The sequence below is a fragment of the Acrocarpospora phusangensis genome (genome assembly GCF_016862995.1).
In the GTDB taxonomy this organism is placed as follows: domain Bacteria; phylum Actinomycetota; class Actinomycetes; order Streptosporangiales; family Streptosporangiaceae; genus Acrocarpospora; species Acrocarpospora phusangensis.
This window is the reverse complement of sequence record NZ_BOOA01000003.1, coordinates 174,422-193,456: the sequence shown is the minus strand read 5'-3', so window position 1 is coordinate 193,456 and position 19,035 is coordinate 174,422. Positions and strand designations below refer to the sequence as shown.

Annotated in this window: 15 protein-coding genes; 6 read left to right on the top strand and 9 right to left on the bottom strand. The window is 67.5% G+C overall.

Annotation, left to right across the window (positions count from 1 at the left end; translation table 11 throughout):
* Positions 1–65: 65 nt before the first annotated feature.
* Complete coding sequence (locus tag Aph01nite_RS03015) at positions 66–593, bottom strand: GNAT family N-acetyltransferase (RefSeq protein ID WP_204039152.1); 528 nt, start codon at positions 591–593, stop codon at positions 66–68.
* 142 nt (positions 594–735) lie between these two features.
* Here Aph01nite_RS03015 and Aph01nite_RS03010 point away from each other — a divergent pair, with 142 nt between their 5' ends.
* Entirely contained in the window at positions 736–1,206 is a 471-nt protein-coding gene (locus tag Aph01nite_RS03010) for a GNAT family N-acetyltransferase (RefSeq protein WP_204039151.1), read from the top strand.
* Positions 1,207–1,368: 162 nt separating this feature from the next.
* Positions 1,369–1,992 carry a hypothetical protein gene (locus Aph01nite_RS03005; RefSeq protein ID WP_204039150.1) on the top strand — a complete coding sequence of 208 codons (624 nt, stop codon included), beginning with the start codon at positions 1,369–1,371 and terminating at the stop codon, positions 1,990–1,992.
* Positions 1,993–1,994: 2 nt separating this feature from the next.
* Here Aph01nite_RS03005 and Aph01nite_RS42535 read toward each other — a convergent pair whose 3' ends face one another.
* The gene (locus Aph01nite_RS42535; protein ID WP_373872255.1) at positions 1,995–2,300 is read right to left on the bottom strand and encodes a DUF4304 domain-containing protein; all 306 of its coding nucleotides are present in this window, start codon (positions 2,298–2,300) and stop codon (positions 1,995–1,997) included.
* 406 nt (positions 2,301–2,706) lie between these two features.
* Between Aph01nite_RS42535 and Aph01nite_RS02995 the strand changes: the two genes are divergently transcribed.
* The 3 genes from Aph01nite_RS02995 to Aph01nite_RS02985 are packed head-to-tail and all read left to right on the top strand — an operon-like array spanning position 2,707 to position 4,576.
* Positions 2,707–2,922 (top strand): hypothetical protein, encoded by a 216-nt coding sequence (locus tag Aph01nite_RS02995; RefSeq protein ID WP_204039149.1) that lies wholly within the window; start codon positions 2,707–2,709, stop codon positions 2,920–2,922.
* A gap of 32 nt (positions 2,923–2,954) precedes the next feature.
* A complete protein-coding gene (locus tag Aph01nite_RS02990) occupies positions 2,955–3,602 on the top strand; it encodes a DUF5819 family protein (RefSeq protein WP_204039148.1) in 648 nt (215 codons plus the stop codon).
* Positions 3,599–4,576 (top strand): HTTM domain-containing protein, encoded by a 978-nt coding sequence (locus Aph01nite_RS02985; RefSeq protein ID WP_204039147.1) that lies wholly within the window; start codon positions 3,599–3,601, stop codon positions 4,574–4,576. Before Aph01nite_RS02990 ends, Aph01nite_RS02985 begins: the two co-directional genes overlap by 4 nt.
* Here Aph01nite_RS02985 and Aph01nite_RS02980 read toward each other — a convergent pair.
* The 3 genes from Aph01nite_RS02980 to Aph01nite_RS02970 all read right to left on the bottom strand — a co-directional run bounded on the left by Aph01nite_RS02980 (position 4,569) and on the right by Aph01nite_RS02970 (position 6,823).
* Positions 4,569–4,997, bottom strand: a complete 429-nt coding sequence (locus Aph01nite_RS02980; protein WP_204039146.1) for an HIT family protein — start codon at positions 4,995–4,997, stop codon at positions 4,569–4,571. The genes Aph01nite_RS02985 and Aph01nite_RS02980 overlap by 8 nt on opposite strands.
* Positions 4,994–5,905: an extracellular catalytic domain type 1 short-chain-length polyhydroxyalkanoate depolymerase gene (locus Aph01nite_RS02975; RefSeq protein ID WP_239161356.1), complete on the bottom strand. Its 912-nt coding sequence runs from the start codon at positions 5,903–5,905 to the stop codon at positions 4,994–4,996. The genes Aph01nite_RS02980 and Aph01nite_RS02975 overlap by 4 nt, the downstream gene beginning before the upstream one ends.
* A gap of 447 nt (positions 5,906–6,352) precedes the next feature.
* Complete coding sequence (locus Aph01nite_RS02970) at positions 6,353–6,823, bottom strand: NUDIX hydrolase (protein ID WP_204039145.1); 471 nt, start codon at positions 6,821–6,823, stop codon at positions 6,353–6,355.
* 103 nt (positions 6,824–6,926) lie between these two features.
* Here Aph01nite_RS02970 and Aph01nite_RS02965 point away from each other — a divergent pair, with 103 nt between their 5' ends.
* A complete protein-coding gene (locus tag Aph01nite_RS02965; RefSeq protein WP_239161364.1) occupies positions 6,927–7,814 on the top strand; it encodes an aminoglycoside phosphotransferase family protein in 888 nt (295 codons plus the stop codon).
* A 209-nt stretch (positions 7,815–8,023) separates the two neighbouring features.
* Here Aph01nite_RS02965 and Aph01nite_RS02960 read toward each other — a convergent pair whose 3' ends face one another.
* The 4 genes from Aph01nite_RS02960 to Aph01nite_RS02945 are packed head-to-tail and all read right to left on the bottom strand — an operon-like array spanning position 8,024 to position 18,973.
* On the bottom strand, positions 8,024–14,668 hold the full coding sequence (locus Aph01nite_RS02960; protein ID WP_204039143.1) for a discoidin domain-containing protein: 6,645 nt from the start codon (positions 14,666–14,668) through the stop codon (positions 8,024–8,026).
* A complete protein-coding gene (locus Aph01nite_RS02955; RefSeq protein ID WP_204039142.1) occupies positions 14,665–17,253 on the bottom strand; it encodes a glycosyl hydrolase 2 galactose-binding domain-containing protein in 2,589 nt (862 codons plus the stop codon). Before Aph01nite_RS02955 ends, Aph01nite_RS02960 begins: the two co-directional genes overlap by 4 nt.
* Entirely contained in the window at positions 17,250–18,077 is an 828-nt protein-coding gene (locus Aph01nite_RS02950; protein WP_204039141.1) for a carbohydrate ABC transporter permease, read from the bottom strand. Before Aph01nite_RS02950 ends, Aph01nite_RS02955 begins: the two co-directional genes overlap by 4 nt.
* Entirely contained in the window at positions 18,074–18,973 is a 900-nt protein-coding gene (locus Aph01nite_RS02945) for a carbohydrate ABC transporter permease (protein WP_204039140.1), read from the bottom strand. The genes Aph01nite_RS02950 and Aph01nite_RS02945 overlap by 4 nt, the downstream gene beginning before the upstream one ends.
* Between the last annotated feature and the right edge of the window lie 62 nt (positions 18,974–19,035).

Genomic DNA, 19,035 nt, shown 5'->3' with positions numbered 1-19,035 from the left:
ATAGCCGGACACCCCATAGTTGAACACCTGACGATTCTCCTGCTCGGCATGCCAGGACCCGCTGGTCAGGCTGTGAGGTTTATTCGGTAGCGGAGTTTGGGGGCGGGGAGGCCGCCGTTGCGGTCGACGGTGGTTGTGCCGTCGTGGTGCCAGCCGTTTCGTTCGTAGAAGGAGCGGGCCCGGGTGTTGCCTTCCAGGACCCAGAGGGAGGACTGGGTGTAGCCGGCTGAGGTCATGGCGGTCAGGGAGGCGGTGATCAGGGTTTTGCCGGTGCCGGTGCCCCAGACGTCGGGGAGGGTGTACAGGGAGCCGATCATGCCTACCTGGGTGGGGTCGTCGTCCTCGTCGTCTGTGGGGTAGAAGCGTGAGTAGCCGACGATGAGGTTTGTCTGCTCGGCGATCAGGGTGCCGGCTAGTGGTTCCCGGAAGCGGGTCAGTAGGTCTTCCCAGGTCTTGGTCAGCGCCCCGGGGTCGAGGCTGTCCAGATACTCGTTTGTCAGCAGGCCGCGGAAGGCCGCTTGCTGGGACGCTTTCTGCACTCTGGCCAGGGCCGGAGCGTCTTGCTGCGTCGCGAGTCTGATGCGCTGGGTCAAATGATCTTCTTCCGGGGTGTTGTGTCTCGGCGTGCTTGCGGACGCTAGCCGTTACCGGATGGCGGGCGCAAAGCGATTATGTGAAGCACCGCAGGGTTCCCTGCCGAGTTGGTGGAAATCGGTGGGCGATAGCGTCGCGGGCGTGGCGGATTGGGAGTTTCGGCCGGCTTCGGTGGCGGATGTCGAGGGGGTGGCCGAGTTGCGGGCTGTGGTGCTGAGGTCGGATCTTGAGCGGCTCGGGCGCTACGACGAGCAGCGCGTACGGCAGCGGTTGCGGGACGGGTTCGCGCCGGAGCACACCTGGATGATCGAGGTGGGGGGTGCGTCGGCGGGCTGTGTGGCGTTGCGGCCGGCGAAGGGCGCGTACTGGCTGGAGCACTTCTACCTGGAGCCGGGTTTGCAGGGGAAGGGCATCGGGTCTGCCGTGTTGGGTCGGCTGCTGGAGCGGTGTGACCGTGAAGAGGCCGCGGTTCGGTTGAACGTGCTGCAGGGCAGTTCGGCCCGGCGGCTGTACGAGCGGCACGGGTTCATCGTGGAGGCTGAGGACGAAGTGGACGTGTTCATGGTGCGTGACCCCGCCGCTTCGGAGGAGAACCAACGCCAGACTCGGTGAGCGTCACGTTCGATCACGATGAGCGGGTCGAGTGGCCGCAGGGCCACATGCTTTCGAGTTGGCCGCGCGAATTCGGTTCCCGCCGTCCGTTTTCTATGCGCGAAGGCGTCGCGTTCGGATGCGCCCCCACCTGGGCCTTGGCTCGGTTGACATACTTCTCCGGTGGGGACATCCAAAGCTTCCTGGCGTAATACGACGCACGACTGGGCGAAGGGCGTGGATGTCGATCATCTCGCGCTTATTCGTGAGGATCCGGCTGTGTTCGCGCCCGGTGGTGTTCGGCAGTTGGTTCTTGAAGTCGTCGCGTACGCGGCCGATGAGGCGGAGTGCAACAGCGGTGGGCGTTGTACCGTCACGCTGCATCTGGACGGTTCAGTGTCGGTGGCGGATGACGGGAGGGGCACGGACACCCGCGTCGATGATCGTGATCAGGTGGTGAAGAAGCCGGTCATGGCGTCGAAGGATCTCAGGTTCTTCGATCATCCGGAGGCGCAGGTGCTTCCCGATGGGCATCCGCGCCGGGGCATGTCCGTCGTCGCGGCGCTCAGCGAGTGGCTTGTCCACACCAACCGCCGCCGCAACGGCGCCTGGAGTCAGCGGTACGAGCACGGCGTTCCTGTGACTGGGCTGGAACCGATCGCCGACGACGGCACCACGGGGACGATTGTCCATTTCCTGCCTGGTGAGTCCCTGGCGGCCGGCGTGGTGACGGCCGACGAGGTAGTACGCCTTGCCATGTTGTGGCCACACCTCGCGGTCGAAGTCGACGATCGGCGCAGCGCCTGACCTCAGTTACGCCCGAGTTCTCGCATCATCGCTGGAAACGCGTAGTTCCTTAGCCCGTCCAGGAGGTCGGACACGACCGCTCGATCCAGGGTCGTACCGACATCCCACCAGTGGTCGCTGCCTCCCGGGATCAGCTGCCCGATCCGGCGCTGCCACACCCACTGTCCGTAGAAGGTCGATGGAGCAGGGCGTTCCGGCAGCCATCTTCCAGGTCTCTGCTGTTCCCACAACTCCTTGGACACGACGCTGAGGTTGATCGTGAAGCTGAGCAGTGCCGCCGTGCTGTACGCCGACTTCTGGAACGCCAACTGGGCCCAGTGCTGATCGTCCGGGATTCTGTAGACCTGGCCGGATCCGCCAAGCCGAGCTCTCGAAGGACTGGCGCGATCTCGTCACGGAGCATCGCCCGGAAGGTTTCCTGCGCAGTCGGCACGCGAACATTCAACACCCGGACACGCATCCGGTGGGGCGCTTTGGCCTCGAATGATCCTACTGCCGTGGATGGACCACTGCGGGGCATTTACCTTCTAGATCAACCAGTGGATTCGTTTACCCGAGCCGTCCAATGCTCACCCCATGAATTTAATCGGGAGAGGGTAACGACGTGGGGGAAGATTCAGGGATTGCGTGATTCTTATAACCTGGCCGGTTCTGGGTGGTCGCTTGACCTGATCGAAAGCCTGTACGAGTGGGAAGGCGTCGATGAGGCTCGCGGTGAACAAGACCAGCCAGGATGGCGAGGAACGCGCAGAAAATGATGAGACGAATTCACAAGGACACGCGTCCAGAATTCAAAAAACGGGTCGAGTGAACGCCGCCGAAGCCCGGGACTACTACGAAACAATAGTGGTAGATTTCCGGATTTCCGCAGTGGGGAACCCACAGCCGCCGGTCAGGCCGGGAACGATTTCTGAGTTGGACGGGATTTAGTGCCGTCCCGGATTACGCGCCTTATGGGGCGCATGGCGCCGGAACGGCGTTCACGTTGGGTGCTGGCGCTTTTCAGCGTCGGCTGCGTCGCCGCCACCTGCTTCCACTTCCTCATGACATTCCTGTACGTAGCCCCGTGGAACCACGTCTACGACAGCACTTCATCACTGGTCAACGGATACATGAACCCCTATTTCCGCCAGACCTGGGACCTGTTCGCGCCCGATCCGGTCGACTACAACCCGCACGTGCTGGTCCGGGCGAAGGTGGGTGACCGGGAAACGGCCTGGGTGGATGTCAGCGAAAGGGAGCTGGCGCTTATTCGCGGACATCTGCTGCCCGGCCGGGCCTCACGGCTGGCCGCCGGGGCGAAGCAGATGTTGAACAGGGCGAATGTCGTACCCGTTGAGGGGGCGGCCGAGGAGGGGAAGGGGCAGGACCCTGTGTTGCAGGCGAAGGCGGTCCGGCATATGCGGGCTGTGGCCACGCTGGCTGCGCTGGCTGAGTGGGGGCCGGGGGTCGAGGCCGTACAGGTGAAGACGGAGGATCGGATTTATCCGCGGTTCGCTGATCGGGCGGATGAGGGTGCGGGTGAGGTCGTCCGCAAGGTCTATGCGTGGTGGCCGCCGGCGAATGTGTCGGCGGGGGCGGTCGAGAGATGGAAGGACGCCGTCCGGTGAGCGGGCCGGTCTCGGTGGTGCGGTCCCTGGAGGCGGAGCTTCGAGGGAGGGCGCGGGACGCGCTGGAATGGCTGAGTGGCGAGCGGCACGGTTGTTATGGGCTCGCCCTCGTCCGTATCGGCTACGGGGTCATTCTGCTCGCGATGCTGCTGGTGAACTATGCCGATCGGCGGTTGCTGTGGGGGCCGGAGTCGCCGTGGACGCCGGATCTGTTTCGGGAAACGCTCGCGGTGGACGGGACGTTCTCGGTTTTCGCGTTCTCGGATTCGCCGATCGTGTTCGAGATGCTTTATCACGGGTTCATCGTGGTGGTGATCCTTTTCATTCTCGGCTGGCGAGGACGGTGGATCACTCCTGTTCTCACCGTGATGGTGTGGTCGTGGCATCAACGGGAGCCGTGGGTTCTCGACGGCGGCGACAACCTGATGATGCTGATGATGATCTATTTCGTCCTCACTGACATGTCGGCGCGGTGGTCGCTCGATGCTCGCCGCAGGGACGGGTGGCTCGCCGAGCCGAGTGTCGGGCGGAGCATGGCGACCGTCCTGCACAACTGCGGGCTGATCGCCGCGATGATTCAGGTCTGCGTCGTGTACATGAATGCCGGGCTGCTCAAAGTCCAGGGCGAGGTGTGGCAGCAGGGCATCGCGCTTTACTACACGTTGCGCATCGAGGAGTCCCAGCTTTTCCCGGCTCTCAACGAGTTGCTCTGGCGGAATCCGTGGTTCGTGACCGTGGGGACGTACACGGCGGTCTTCGTGCAGTTGTTGTTTCCGTTTCTCATGCTGAACAAGGTCACTCGGCGTCTCGGCCTGGTCGTGGTGATGAGCATGCACATGGGAATCGCCGTCGTGATGGCCCTGCCGTTCTTCTCCCTCACAATGATCGCCAGTGACCTGCTGTTCATCCGGACGGCCACCTACGTGCGTCTTTCTGGTGTGGTACGCACATGGTGGCAACGGGCCGTCAACTAAGGGCTGTCAATCCGGCTCGTACGGCTTCGGCTTCCTCGTCGAGGAGGGTTCGATCTCTGGTGGCCCAGTCGGCCTCTATTCGGAAGGGGTCGCCCTTGAAGCGGGGGAACACGTGCAGGTGGAAGTGGAAGACCTCCTGGAAGGCGGCTTCGCCGTCGGCCAGGAGAATGGTGATGCCGTCGCAGCGAAGGCCGGAGCGGCGCAGCGCTCGGCCCATACGGTGACCGGTCTTCCACACGTGGGTGCTTGTGGCCTCGTCCAGGTCTTCCAGGCCGACGGCGTGAATGCGGGGAATCACCAGGAGATGGCCGGGCGTGACGGGTGCGATATCCATGAGGACGATCACGTGCTCGTCTTCGTAGGGGATGCTCGCGTCAGCCTCGCCCCTGAGAATGGCGCAGAAGACGCAGTTCGGGCTCATAGGCGGCGGGTGAGGCCGAAGAAGTCGAGAGCGTAACGTTCGATGCCGTCCTCGCTGAATGCGATGCCGTGTGCTCCGTTCGCGACGCTGTACGCCTCGATCACCACGCCGGAGCGGTCGGAGTACCGGGTACGGGTCCAGGTCGGGCGGGGCTGGTCCGTACGCTGCCGGCGGGGGTGGAGAACGTTGGTCCACTGTTTGATTTCTTCGCCGAAGTTGGCGTAGGCGAGGATTTCGTCGGCTGTGCCATGCCACAGCTGTACGCGTGGGCGGGGGCCGGTGTATCCGGGATAAGCCGCGCGGACGAAGTCACCCCATTGGCGGGGAGTGCGGATCGTGCCGCCGTTCTCGCAGTTGGGGTTCCAGCCGCCGTTGTCTGCGGTGTAGCAGCCGACGGGCGTACCGGCCATGACGGAGCCGGCGGCGAAGACGTCGGGGTAGGCGGCGAGCAGGACGTTGACCAGTTCGGCGCCGGAGGAGAAGCCGACGGCGTAGACGCGGTGGCGGTCGGCGTGCAGGTGGCGCTGGACGTGGCGGACCATCGAGATGACGCCGACGGGGTCGCTTCCGCCGTCGCGGCGCAGGGCTTCGGGTGAGGTGACGTCGAAGCAGCCGTCCGCGCGTCCCGCGGTGGGGTAGACGACCACGAAGCCGAGGCGGTCGGCGAGGGTGGCGTACTCGGTGGCGTCGAACATGATCGGGCCGGTGCCGGTGCAGTAGTGGAGTACGACGAGGACTGGGGGGCGGTGGCCGAGCCGCGGTGGGACGTAGAGGTGCATGCGGAGGCCGGTGGGGTTGGGGCCGAAGTCGGTTATTTCCTGTAATTGGGCGGCTGGGGATGTAGCGGGCGGGGTGTCAGCGTGGGAAGGGCCGGACATCAGGACCGCCATGGCGATCGCGGCGAGCACCGCTGTGCTCCTCGCAGCGAGTGAGAAGGCGGCACGAGATGGGGCTCGGCGAATCCAGGCGGGACAGAGTCTGGCCGTTCGAAGGCGGGCGCCTCGGTGCGTGGTTCCGAAGGCTTCGGTCAGCCAGGCCGACATTCTCATGAACATGGCACTCCTCACCCGGTCGCAGCCAGCCAGGAAAGTACCGTGAAGCGCCTATCAGAAGGACCGGACAACGGCTGGTCGTTTGTCAGGGCACTCTCAGCGTGTCACTTCGCGCCAGCGACGCAAGATCTGACCGTAGGTCGCCGCGTGTCCACCAAACGACCGTGAGCACCATCACGACCACCGATTCGCCGCGAACGGCGTGCTCACGCCTCTGGACCCACGCCGGAACACCCCATCGCGTTGTTCAGGCAGGCAACCCCTGAGCTACCGGTAGTTTCTGAATGATGGACTGCGGTCCGGCTATCCGATGTACGGCTGCGCCGCCCCGGCAAGGTAATGCCCGATCCGGAACCGAGTCGCCCGATCCATCGAATAGCCGTCCACGTGGTCGCGCGGCACCCATCGGAACCCGTCCGAACCCTCGGTCAGCCGACCACCCAGCGCGTGCGCGGCGAGCACGATCGAGAACTCCTGGCGGGTCTCTCCGTCGGCGGGGAACAGGGTCACGTGACGTGGGTCGGTGTACGTCCCCACCAGCCTGGTGATCGCGCATTCGATGCCGGTCTCCTCGCGGGTCCGGCGTACGGCGGCCTGCCAGAGGGACTCGCCGAGATCGATGGTTCCACCGGGAAGGACCCAGTTGTGACCGTCCGAGCCGCGGATCATCAGGATGTCGCCCGCGTCGTTGGCGACCACCACGTTCACGGAGGGAACGAGACTGTTGGCCGCGGGTGCGTCCGGTACGTCGTAGTAGTCAATACTCTGCGCCACCCCGCCAACGTAGCGAAATGCCGTTACAGCCTGAAATCGTTTATTGGGGCGAAAAACACGTTGCACGGGAGGCCCGGGGCGCGGAAGGCTCGCCTGCGTGAAGATGCACGCCGACCAGCTGACGGTCTCGCCGCAGACGGTACGCACGTTGGTGGACGAACAGTTCCCAGCGTGGCGAAACCTGTCCATCGCAGGCATCTCCGCACAGGGAACGGTCAACACCATCTTCCGCATCGGCGACCGGTTCACCGCCCGGTTTCCGCTCGTGCCGGGACAGGTCGACACAACGCGGCAGTGGCTGGAGTCCGAGGCGGAGGCGGCCCGCGAACTGGCCGGTCGCACGAGGTTCGCCACGCCTGAACCGGTGGCGCTCGGGGAACCCGGCGCGGGATACCCGCTCCCGTGGTCGGTGCAGACGTGGCTGCCCGGCGATGTGGCCACCGACGAGGATCCGGCCGAATCGGTGGCATTCGCCCACGACTTGGGCGATCTCATCCGTGACCTGCGCGCGATCGACACTCGTGGCCGCACCTTCGGCGGCAAAGGCCGAGGTGGCGACCTCCAGGCCCACGACGAATGGATGGAGACCTGTTTCGAGCACAGCGAGCGACTCCTGGACGTTCCCCGGCTTCGCCGGATGTGGCAACGCTTCCGGGAGCTTCCCCATGAAAGCGCCGACGTGATGACCCACGGGGATCTCATCCCCGGCAACGTGCTCGTCTCCGCCGGTCGGCTGGCCGGAATCCTGGACGTCGGCGGCTTCGGACCGGCCGATCCGGCGCTGGATCTCGTCGGCGCCTGGCACCTGCTTGAGTCCGGCCCGCGGCAGGAACTCCGCCTGGCCCTGGGGTGCGACGACCTCGAATGGGAGCGAGGCAAGGCGTGGGCCTTCATCCAGGCGATGGGCCTGGTCTGGTACTACCAGGCAAGCAATCCCACAATGTGCAGGACTGGCCGTTGCACCCTGACACGGCTCCTGGCGAGCGCCTAACGAAACGACCCAAGGCACCGGCTTCTCGCCGTTATCCGGCGGCATTAACGCAGGTGACGCTTCTCGCCGTACCGGCGCCAAGAGCGACCCGGCTCATTCTGCAAGGACCTAAAGCAGACGATGCAGACGGACCGCCGTCCCGTGCCAGATCCATGCCGCCGCCGTCGAAGAGTGCCCCGCACGAGACCGTGCGGGGCGCTCCGGACAGGTCAGATCGGCTGGCCGCCGTTGGCGACGATCAGGGCGTTGGCGTCGCGGATGAACGTCGCCTTCGCTGCCGAGTCTGAGACGATCTTCGGGTCGTTGACCGCCTCGATGAAGCGGTCAAGCTTCTTGACGATCTTCTTCTTGTCGCGTTCGCGTTCCTTGTCCTCCGACACCATCACCTTGGAGATCTTGTCCTGAAGCTTCGCGGCCCCCGTCGGCGACAACTGACTCGACGCCTGGAACCGCTCGATCAGTGCCGAGATCTCGTCGGTCGAGGTGACCGTCGCGAACGTCACCGACTGCTCGTACGTGCCACCCGACTGGGTCTCGATGGCGACCGTCAGCGTGTGCTCGCCCAACGCCAGCCGGTGCAACGGCTGAACGGTCCCCGACGTGAACGGCTGGCCGTCCAGCGTCCCGGTCACGGTCTTGATGCCGGTGCCCGCGACCTCCCAGGCGATGGTCAGGTCCTGGCTGTCGCCGTATTCCGTGCCCTCCGTGACGCCGGAGATGAGGATGGTCGTCGCCGTGTCAGGGAGCGCGCCGTACACCCGCATTTCGTAGATCGAGTAGCCCCACTGGCCGGACCGCTCGGTGCCCTGCATGCGGATGTAGCGCGTGTCGGTGCCGAGGTCGATGAGGTCCGTTCCTCCGTTCCCGGCGGTTTCGGTGAACTTGTCGGTCCACGTCTGCCCGTCGGGTGAGGTCTGGAGCTTGTACCCCTTCGCGTATGAATCCTCCCAGTCGATGGCGACCTGGTAGACGGTGTAGGTGTCACCCAGGTCGACCTGGAGCCAGTTGTCCGCCGCCTGGCTGGCGCTCCAGCGGGTCGTGCCGTCGCCGTCGAAGGCGGCGACGGCCGTCTGCTGGGCGTTGGACGCGGAGGACGCGGTGGCCGTCTTGCCGAGGGCGATGTTCGGCGCGGCCTGGCCGTACACCTCCATCTCGTAGAGGGAATAGCCCCACGGGCCGGACTTTTCGATGCCCTGCATGCGCACGTGGCGGCCGAGCGCGTTGACGGGAATCTTCTCGGTGCCGCCGCGGGAGGCGGACTGGGTGTGGATGTCCTTCCAGCTGGTGCCGTCCATGGACACCTGCAGTTTGTAGCGTTTCGCGTAGGACGCCTCCCACTGCAGGTCGATCTCGTTGAGGGCGTAGATGCCGCCCAGGTCCACCTGGAGCCAGTTGTCGGCGTTCTCGCCGGCGCTCCAGCGGCTGGCCGGGTCGCCGTCGAACGCCTTGGCGGCGGTCTGGTCGGCGTTGGACTGCGAGGAGGCGCCGGCGGTCTTGCCCAGGGCCAGGTTGACCCGGGTGGTGTCCTTCAGCGTCAGCTCGACCGTGACCTTCTGGTCCTTCTTCAGCGGGAGGACGCGGGCGATGGAGCCGAGCGGCGAGTTCTGGATCTGGAGGTCGCCGCTGGTGATCTCTTCGATGCCGGCGCGCTGGATCAGGGTGAGGTTCTGGTCGATGTCCGACGTCAGGGTCACCTTCACCTTGCGGGTGTCGGTGTTCCAGTCGAGGTCGTCGATGGTGAACCGGCTCTTGCCCAGCATGCCGGAGATGGAGCCCTGCTTCAGGCCCTTCGGCAGCGCGGGAAGCAGCTCCAGCGTGCCGGGGTCGCTCGTGGCCAGCATCTCCATCATGATCGTCGGCACGGAGTTGACGACGTCCGTGGCGAACACGCCGTGGTTGTTGTAGTGCGAGGTGGACAGGCCGCTGTAGTAGTAGTCGTCCTTCGCGAACCGCATCAGCTTGGCGTTGACGGATTCGGCGTTGTTCAGGTTGGCGGCGATCAGCGCTCCGTGCAGCAGGCCGTGGCCAGCGTTCTCGTAGTTGCCGCCGTCCTTCTTCTGCAGGAACACCTTGGCCGCGTCGTACAGGGTCTTGTTCTTCTCGGGGGTGACCTCGCGGTAGGGCCAGACGGGCATCAGGCCGCTGGAGTGCCGGTGCTGGTAGGCGTTCTTGTTCGCCAGGTCGGGCCAGGCCCACTCGGCCAGCGCGCCGTCGTCGTTGACCAGGTACGGCGGCAGGTTGTCCAGCTTCTCCTGCCAGAGCGCGAGCTTGTCCTGGTCCCTGCCGAGCGTCCTGCTGGTCTCGATCAGGGTGGACAGCGCGAACCTGGCGCCGGAGATGTCGTACACCGAGTTGACGGAGAGCGGCACGCCGCCGGCGGGCCGGTTCTCCGGGGAGATGGACCCGGCGAAAATGTACTTGCCGTTGGCGTCCTTCTGGACGAGGAAGTCCTCGTAGAAGTCGCCCATGTCCCTGATCAGCGGGTAGTACTGCTGCTCCAGGAACGTCCTGTCACCGGTGACCTGGTAGTACTCCCAGAACGGGTAGAGCAGCCACGACTCGCCGCCCGTGACGTACTGGTACGGATAGTCGAAGTTGATGTTGGAGATCAGGCCTTCGCCGTTGGGCGTGTTGCCGCCCGTCAGCATGCCCCTGGTGCCGAGCAGCTTCCGCGCGTTGGTACGGAAGTCCTGCTGCCACTGCTTGTTGATCCACCAGTACCCCCGCATCACCTCGGGCAGGTTGCCGAGGGTGCCGCCGGAGATCTGCAGGTTGAGGTTGGCGTCCAGGTGGTAGTAGCCGTCCCAGCCGACGTTGCTGTCACCGGTCCAGTTGCCGAGCAGGTCGGGCGGGGCCGTCTCGCTGCTCGAACCGATCAGGTGGTAGCGGCCGGAGTTGAACATGCGCTCGAACAGCGCCAGGTTGGGCGCCGTCGCGGTCTTCTGCGCCGCGAGCAGTTCCTCGTTGGACTTCGAGCGGTCCTCCGGGCTCGCGCCGAAGTCGACGGAGACGCGGGTGAACATCTCGCTGTGCCTGGCGGTGTGGCGGGCGAGCAGCGTCGGGTAGTCGCCGGTGAGCGCCGCCAGCCTGGCCTGCAGGAGCTGCTTGTCCCAGTCCTGCTCGGCCGGCACGCCGCCTTCGTAGGTGCCGTCGTAGCGCTGGGTCAGCGACAGCAGGGTCACGTACGTCGCGCCGGTGACCTGCACGTCGGTGCCGGACATGGTCTTGACGCCGTCGGTGACGATCCGCGTGACGCCCTCGTACCCGGCGTTGTAGCTGCCGTTGGGATATTTCACCCGCAGGTTGAGGAAGTCGGTGGTCGAGGCGTTGACGGCCGTCATGCCCTTGTTGAGCAGGTTCATTCCGGGGTCGATGGAGAGGCCGAGCTTGACGTCGAGCCGCTGCCCGGCCGGGGCCGGGAGGTGCTGGACGGTGACGCCGTCGGTCTGCGACACGAAAGCGTCGCGCTTCCAGTCGCCCTTGTCGTCGGTCCAGTTCACCGAGACGACGCCCGCCGCGTAGTCGGTGGCGCGGACGTAGTTGGTGACCTCGCCGGCGGCCGGCAGCTGGAGGGTCATCTTGAAGCCGGGGTGCTTGCTGCCCTCGCCGCCGCCCTGGTAGCCCTGCACGTCGGCCGCGAGCTGGTTGGCCTCCTGGTACTCGCCCGCGATCAGCAGGTCCCTGATCTTCTTGATGTTCTCCTGGGTGACCGTGTTGAACGTCCGGTGCGGGCGGGACTCCGTCCGGGCCATGAAGAAGTCGCGGTCGTTGAAGACGACCGTCTCGTCACGCGGGTTGCCGAAGACGATGACGCCCTGTTTGCCGTCGCCGGCCAGCAGGCCCTCCTCCCAGTCGGCGTAGGCGCGCGGGTAGCTGGTGGACAGCGCCTTCGTGGCCGGGTTGCCGGGCGTGGTGAACGTCCTGGTCAGGCCCTGACTCTCGGCGCCGTTCGCGTCGAGCGCGGTCACCTTGACCGTGTAGGTGCGCCCGGGGGCGAGCCCGGTCAGGCCGTGGCTGCGCGCGTCGGCGCCCAGGGTGGCCTTCAGCTCCTGGCCGAGGTGGACCTTGTAGCCGGTGACGGCCTGGTTGTCGGTGGCGGCCGGCCAGGTGGCGGTGACCGAGGTGTCCGTCACCGCGCTCAGCTGGAGCTGCGCCGTGGCGGGCCACTGCGGGGCGGTGTCGGCCGGCTTCTCCTTGCCGTACACCTCGAACTCCCAGAGGGACAGGCCCCACTGGGTGGCCGCCTTGGTGCCCTGCACGCGGACGAAGCGTCCTTCAACCGGCGGGTCAAGGGCGATCTCGTCGATGTGGTCGCCGGTGTGCGAGGAGTCGCTGTGCGTGTGCACGTCCGTCCACTGGGCGCCGTCCGCCGAGGTCTGGATCTTGTACGCGCTGGCGTAGGCCGCCTCCCACTTGAGCACGACCTTGTCGATGACGTGCGTCTTGCCGGTGTCGACCTGGATCCACTGGGTGTCCCCGCCGTTGGAGCCCCAGCGCGTGGCGGTGTTGCCGTCGAACGCGCGGAACGCCGAGCGGTCGTTCTGCGGCTGGCTGTTGGTCTCCCCGCTGCCGTCGTTGGACTGCGACGACGCCGTGTACGCCGACGGCGGCCGGTTCAACGCGATGTTGACCGGCACCTCCGGCTGGACGGGCGTGCCGTAGATCTCGAACTCGTACAGCGAGTAGCCGTACTGCGTCTGCGGGAGGACGCCCTGCATGCGGACGTAGCGGGTGTTCTTCCTGATCGTCACGGTTTCGACGCCGCCACCGCCGGTCGTGGTCGAGTAGACGTCCGTCCACTCCTCCGCGTCGTCCGAGATCTGAATCTTGTACGCCTTCGCGTACGCGGCCTCCCACGACAGCACGGTCCTGGACACGTCGTACACGTCACCGAGGTCGACGTAGATCCACGCGTTGGGGTCGTTGCTGTGGTCGCTGGACCAGCGCGAGGAGCCGTTGCCGTCGATCGCGTTCTTCGCGAGCAGGTTGCCGTCCTCGTACGAGGCGACGACCTTCGCGTCGGGGTTGAGCGACAGGTTGACCGGCACGTCGGTCGGCGGGGCCGGGGGCTCCGGCACGGTCTGGCCGGCCGGGGGCCACAGGGTGAAGGAGTTGGCGCCGTTCTTCGCCTCGGCGAAGGGGCCCGCCATGACGTTCTGGGCGGCGACGGGCTTGCCGAAGAAGTCGGTGGTGACGTCGGCGGCGATGCTCTCGCCGGCCAGCGGGATGGTCCCGACCCGGGCCCGCGTCACGGGGGTGAGCCCGGTGATGCCGGAGGCGTCGAGGGTGAAGTCGAGCTTCATCTCGCGGTTGCTCGCCGTGACCCGCGCGCCGGACAGGACGCCGGTGGCGTTGCCCTCCTTGACGTGGACCTTGCTGGCCGCGTCGTTGGGCAGGGTCGAGCCCTGGACGACGTTGTTGTACCAGAAGAACTTCTGGTTCGAGGTGGGCGCGGTGGTCTCGTTCATCGTGCCCGGCTGGAAGTAGTACGCGTCCCGGCCGCCGCCGTCCACCGCGAAGCGGCCGTTGTCGAGGAACAGATTGTTGGCGTACACGACGCCGGTGGCGTCCAGCATGCGGATGTCCGCGTTGCCGATGAAGACGTTGTTGTCCACGAGGATGGGCCCGTGGACGGCCTCCGCGTAGTAGCCCCACGGGCTGTTCATGACGATGTTGCCGGTCACGCGGACGTTCTGGTTCCCCCAGTCCGTCCAGATGCCGGCGGAGTTGCCGCCCTTGGAGTTCTTGAGGTAGTTGCCCTTGATGAGCCCCTCGTTCATGTAGTGAACCTTGATCGGGGCCGTCTCCGCGCCGCTGAACTCGCCGCGGTAGTTGGTGTCCTCGATGAGGTTGTACAGAATCTCGGAGTTCCAGGAGAAGACGCCGGCGATGCCGGACTGGCCGGACTTGGCGATGTAGTTGTTGCGCACGATGTGCGAGCCGTACTCGTCGGTGTCGCGGAAGTTCGTACGGGTCTGGCCGGGCCGGTTGCCCGCCCACTCGTCACAGCCGAGGCCGATGTCGATGGCGATCGTGCGGGCGTTGACGACGATGTTGTTCTCGATGATCCACTTCAGGCCGCCGTTGACGCTGATCGCGCCCGCCTGCCGCCGGGAGGGACTGCTCGGGAAGTCGGAGTAGGTGCCGGCCGCGTGCTTGACGGTGAACCCGTGGACGGTGATGTAGCCCAGGCCCCACACGTCCGGCGCGAACACCTGCCGGCGCACGTTGATCTCCGCCAGCTTGGCGTTCGGGTCGGCGCCGTCGAAGTTGGCGTAGATGGTGGTGGTGCCGCCGGCCACCTCGGAGAACCAGGTGCCGGCCGAGCTCTCCACGCTGGCCAGCGACGCCTTCTCGTAGTACGCCTGCTCGTTCAGGTAGACGTCACCGGCGGTGTAGCCCGGGAAGAAGCCGCCTTCGCCGCCCTGGGGCTGGCGTGTGGCGTACGGGTTGTAGTCGCCGAAGTAGCTGGCCGGCAGCGTGACCTTCCACACGTCGCCGCTGTGCGGCGCCCAGGTGTTGATCTCCTCCGAGCCCTTGACGACCACCTCGCCGTCGCCCGCGTCGGTGTAGGTGATCCGGGTGTCCTCGCCGGCGCCGCCGCGCGCCGGCCTGACCGTCTCGCGGTACAACCCGGCGTGTACGACCACCGTGTCGCCGGGCTGCGCCTCCTGCGCCGCCTTGCCGATCGTCCGGTACGGCTGCGCCGCCGTACCGGCGCCGGCGTCGTTTCCGGTGGTGGCCACGTGGAGCCGGCGGCCGGCCTGGGCCGCGTGCGCCGTCGGCGGCGCGGCTGCCGCGATGACCATGACGGCGCTGAGGATCGCGCCGATGAGGGTCCTTCGGTGTTTCATGGGGTTCCTTTGCAGAGCGAATTCCCATTTGGGCCGGTGACCTCGCCGAAGGACCGGACCGCCAGGTCGAGCAGGGGGGTCGGGAGCGCGGCGGCGCCGTCCGGGGGGATCGCGTGGCCGTCTCGGCGGGTGATGCGGAAAACGTGGCTCTCGCCCGGCAGGAGTGTGACGAGGGCGTCGTCCACGGCCAGCGCGGGCGGTTCCAGGCCGAGTGGCGCGGCGAGCCGGTCGGCGGCCACGCACACGTCGCGCAGGATGGTCACGGCGGTGACCGTGACGTGCAGCTCGCCGTCGGCGACGGTGACGCCGACGGCCCGCTCGGGACGCGGAGCGGTCAGCTCCCGCTCGGGGCGGTAGGTCCAGGTGGTCCGCGCTGCCCCGGCGTCGATGACGAGCATCTCGGCCGCGGGGTCGGCGGGCTGGGCGATCGAGGGGTCCAGGGGCAGGCGGACGAGGCCGCCGGCGGGGCAGGCGGGCCGTACCCGCGTCCGGGCGTGTTCCCGGCCGTCCAGCCCGACGCGGCGGATGAGGACGTCGGGCTGCCAGGCGGTGGCGGAGTCGTTCACGAGCACGAGTTCCAGGCCCGCGTCGCCGGTCGGGTCGTGGGTCGGGCCCGGCCGTACGGGCTGGACCGTGGCCAGGCGGGGGGCGAACGAGCGGCGCAGCGCGTGCCACAAGGGCTTCTCGACGCCCGCGCTGTCCACGGCCGACCAGCTGATCACCGGCCAGCAGTCGTTGAGCTGCCAGACCACGACCCCGGCGCAGCGCTCGCGGGAGCGCAGCCACTCCACGCCGGCCGCGACGGCGCGGGCCTGCACCACCTGGGTGGCGAAGTGCCAGTCGGCGTCGCCGCGCGGAGTGGGCACGTGCGGCTGGAGACCGCGGGTCAGCTTGTGCATGCCGTCGATCGCCCGCAGGTGGTGGCGGGTCAGCGGCGAGTCGGGGCCGGGCGTCTCGCCGTCCACGACCCGCCCGAGCGTGGTCCACGCGGGCGGGCCGCACCAGCCCATCTCCGCGACGAACGCCGGGTCGTGATAGCGGTAGTGGGCGTAGTCGCGCTCGTTCCAGGCGTCCCACAGGTGGCTCAGGCCGTGCGTGTCGGCCGCCGGGTCGCGGTCGATCGCGCCCGACCAGGGCGAGTTCGGCACGTACGGCCGGGTCGGATCGAGGCGGGCCAGGACGGCGGGCAGCACGTCCAGGTAGTAGCGCGCGCCCCAGCCGCGCACCCCCATCTGGTCGGCCCACCCCCAGTAGTGCCAGCCGAGGACGGTCTCGTTGCCGCCGCACCAGAGCACCAGGCTCGGGTGGGACGACATGCGCGCCACGGCCTGCTCCGCCTCGGCGGTCACCAGCGCGACCATCTCCTCGTCCTCGCAGTAGGCGGCGCAGGCGAAGAGGAAGTCATGCCAGACCAGGACACCGCGTTCGTCGCAGGCGTCCAGGAACTCCTCCGTCGCGAAGTGCCCGCCGCCCCAGACGCGGAGCAGGTTGGCGTTCCCGGCGACGGCCTGGTCGATCCGCTCCGCCACTCGCTCCGGGGTGACGCGGCTGGCGAAGGTGTCGTCGGGGATCCAGTTGTACCCGCGCACCCGTACGGGCCGGCCGTTGACGACGAGCGTCCAGCGGGTGCCCACCTCGTCCGGGGGCTCTTCGACCGCGACGCTGCGCAGGCCCACCCGTACGGCGGCGGTGTCCACCACCACACCCAGGTGCTCCAGCTCCACGTGCAGGCCGTACAGCGGCTGCCCGCCGAAGCCGACCGGCCACCAGAGCGCCGGGGCGTCCACGCGCAGGACGACGGTGACCTCGTCACCGGTGACCGTGCCGGAGGCCGACCCGGCCCGCCGACCGGCCGGGTCGGTCAGTTCGACGAGCACCCGCGCGCCCTCGGGCGCGTCCACCCGCACGTGCGCGCTCACGTGGGCGACGGTGTGACCGGGGTCGAGCCGGACGAGCGGCCGGACGTGGTCGATCCGGGCGGTGTACGTCTCCAGGCGGATGTCCCGCCAGATGCCGGCGGTGACGTAGTGCGGTCCCCAGTCCCAGCCGAAGTTGGCCGCCGCCTTGCGCACGTGCGCGTAGGGCTCGTCGTACGGGCTCGGCAGCGGGCCGTGCGCGTGCTCGTGCTCGCGGGCGGCCTCCCAGGCCGAGGCGAACCGCACCTCGACCAGGTTCTCCCCCGGCACCAGGGCATCGTCCACCGGCCACCGGTACGCGAGGTGCTGGTCACGCCCCGCCCCGACCAGCCGCCCGTTGACGTAGACGTCGGCGATCGTGTCCAGTCCGTCGGCCACCAGGTCGGTACGCGTCCCGGGCACCGGCGACCAGTGCACGCGACGCCGGTAGACCCATGTCGAGTGTCCGACCCACCGTTGCGCCAGCTCGCCCCACCCGACGTCCGGGTCGGCGATGAGCCCGGCTGCCAGGAGGGCCGTGTGCACCTCGCCGGGCACCCGCGCGGGCACGGCCGCCGTACGGACGGTCTCGGGGACCTCGTCCGGCCCTCCCGCCCAGGTCAGTTCCCATTCCCCGCCCAGGTCCAGCCGGGCGGTGGTGGAGACGGTGGCCTGTGTGATCTGTGTCATTCTTTGACCGCCCCCGCGGTGAGTGCTTCCTGCATTCGACGATTCATGAGCGAGTACGCGACGTAGACCGGCAGCACGGTGAGCACGGTGCCGGCGGCGAGCACGCCGAGGTTGGTCGCGTCGGAGATGAGTGTGGGCAGAGCGACCTGGACCGTGCGCACGTCCGGCGCGGTGCCGGTGATGGTCAGCGAGAACAGGTATTCGTTCCAGAACGTGAGCAGCTGGAGGATCGTCACGCTGGCCACGCCGGGCCGCGCGATGGGCACGTACACGCTGACCAGCAGCCGCCAGTGCCCGGCGCCGTCGAGGGCGGCCGACTCCACCAGGGCCGGCGGCACGGTCCGCATGAACTGCGTGAGCAGCAGTACGGACAGCGGCAGCGCGCTCGCGGGCAGGAAGAGCATCTGGAACTCGCGCGTGCCGAAGAGCCCCAGCTGGATGGCGAGCACGACGGTGGGGATCAGCGCGGCGAACGGCGGAATGAGGAACCCGGCGGAGAACGTGCCCGTGATCACGCGGGCGAGCCGGTTGTCGTGCCGGGCCAGCGCGTACGCCGCCGGAATGGCCAGCCCCAGCGTCAGCACGATGGCGACGACCGAGACCAGCACGGAGTTGAGCAGCGCTCCCCCGAGGTCGGCGGTCAGCCAGGCGGTGCCGAAGTTCTCCCACAGCCACGTCGCCGGCAGCGCGAACGGCCGCGTGAAGATCTCGATGTTGGACTTGAGGGCGCTGACCGCGAGGTAGTACAGCGGGGCCGCCAGCAGCAGCGCGTACCCCCAGGAGAGGAGCGTCGCGAGGAGGCCGGTGCGGCGCGGAGCCTTCATCGGGTGTCCTCCTCGCGGCTGCGCAGCAGCGCGCGGATGAGGAACATCCCGGCGATGCCGAACAGGAGCAGCACGACGCCGACCACCTGGCTGTAGCCGAGGTCCCGCTGGGCGAAGGCCTTGGCGTAGACGAGGTAGGACAGCGTGGTCGAGGAGGTGCCGGGACCACCCTTGGTGAGCAGCAGGATCAGGGCGGCCGAGGTGAACAGCGTCCAGAGGAACTGCAGCATGGTCAGCGTGCGCACGTAGTCCTTGACCATCGGGAAGGCGACCTGCCACATGGTGCGCAGCCGTCCCGCACCGTCGATCTGGGCCGCCTCGATCACCTCCGCCGGCAGGCTGGCCAGGCGGGCGGCGAACAACACCGCCGTCCAGCCGACGCCGCGCCAGAGGTCGATGGCGATGAGGGTCGCCAGCGCGGTATCCGGGTCGGCCAGCCAGGCGGTGGCCCAGGAGTCGAGGCCGAGGGTGCCGAGCAGGCCGTTGACGCCGCCGTTCGGGGACAGCACCCCGTAGAAGATCATCCCGGTGGTGGAGATCGAGATGAGGCCGGGCGAGAAGTAGAGCACCGACAGGACGCGGTAGCCGCGGGGCTTGGTGTAGAGGTGGTAGCCGAGCATGAAGGCCAGCGGGATCATCACCGGGATCGCAACGGCGACCTGGATCACGCTGTTGCGGATCGCCGCGTGGAATGTCGGGTCCGCGAAGACCTTCGTGATGTTCTCGACGCCGATGTACGTCGGTTCGTACAGCAGGCTCTTCCACCGCAGGGTGGCGATCACGAACATGGCGGCGAGCGGGCCGACCGAGAAGACGGCGAACCAGACGAGGGACGGGACGGTCAGCCAGAGGACCCCGCGCCGTCGGGCGCCGGCGCGGATGCTGGTCGATGACACTTCTGTGGGATTCCTTAGGGCAGGGTGAGGCCGCCGGGTTGCGGCGGCCTCACCTCGGCGAG

Excerpts from the sequence above, each read along its gene's own strand:
- Aph01nite_RS02990 (WP_204039148.1), top strand. The coding sequence starts at position 2,955 with ATGGCGCCGGAACGGCGTTCACGTTGGGTGCTGGCGCTTTTCAGCGTC.
- Aph01nite_RS02980 (WP_204039146.1), bottom strand. The coding sequence starts at position 4,997 with ATGAGCCCGAACTGCGTCTTCTGCGCCATTCTCAGGGGCGAGGCTGAC.
- Aph01nite_RS02965 (WP_239161364.1), top strand. The coding sequence starts at position 6,927 with ATGCACGCCGACCAGCTGACGGTCTCGCCGCAGACGGTACGCACGTTG.
- Aph01nite_RS02960 (WP_204039143.1), bottom strand. The coding sequence starts at position 14,668 with ATGAAACACCGAAGGACCCTCATCGGCGCGATCCTCAGCGCCGTCATG.
- Aph01nite_RS02955 (WP_204039142.1), bottom strand. The coding sequence starts at position 17,253 with ATGACACAGATCACACAGGCCACCGTCTCCACCACCGCCCGGCTGGAC.
- Aph01nite_RS02950 (WP_204039141.1), bottom strand. The coding sequence starts at position 18,077 with ATGAAGGCTCCGCGCCGCACCGGCCTCCTCGCGACGCTCCTCTCCTGG.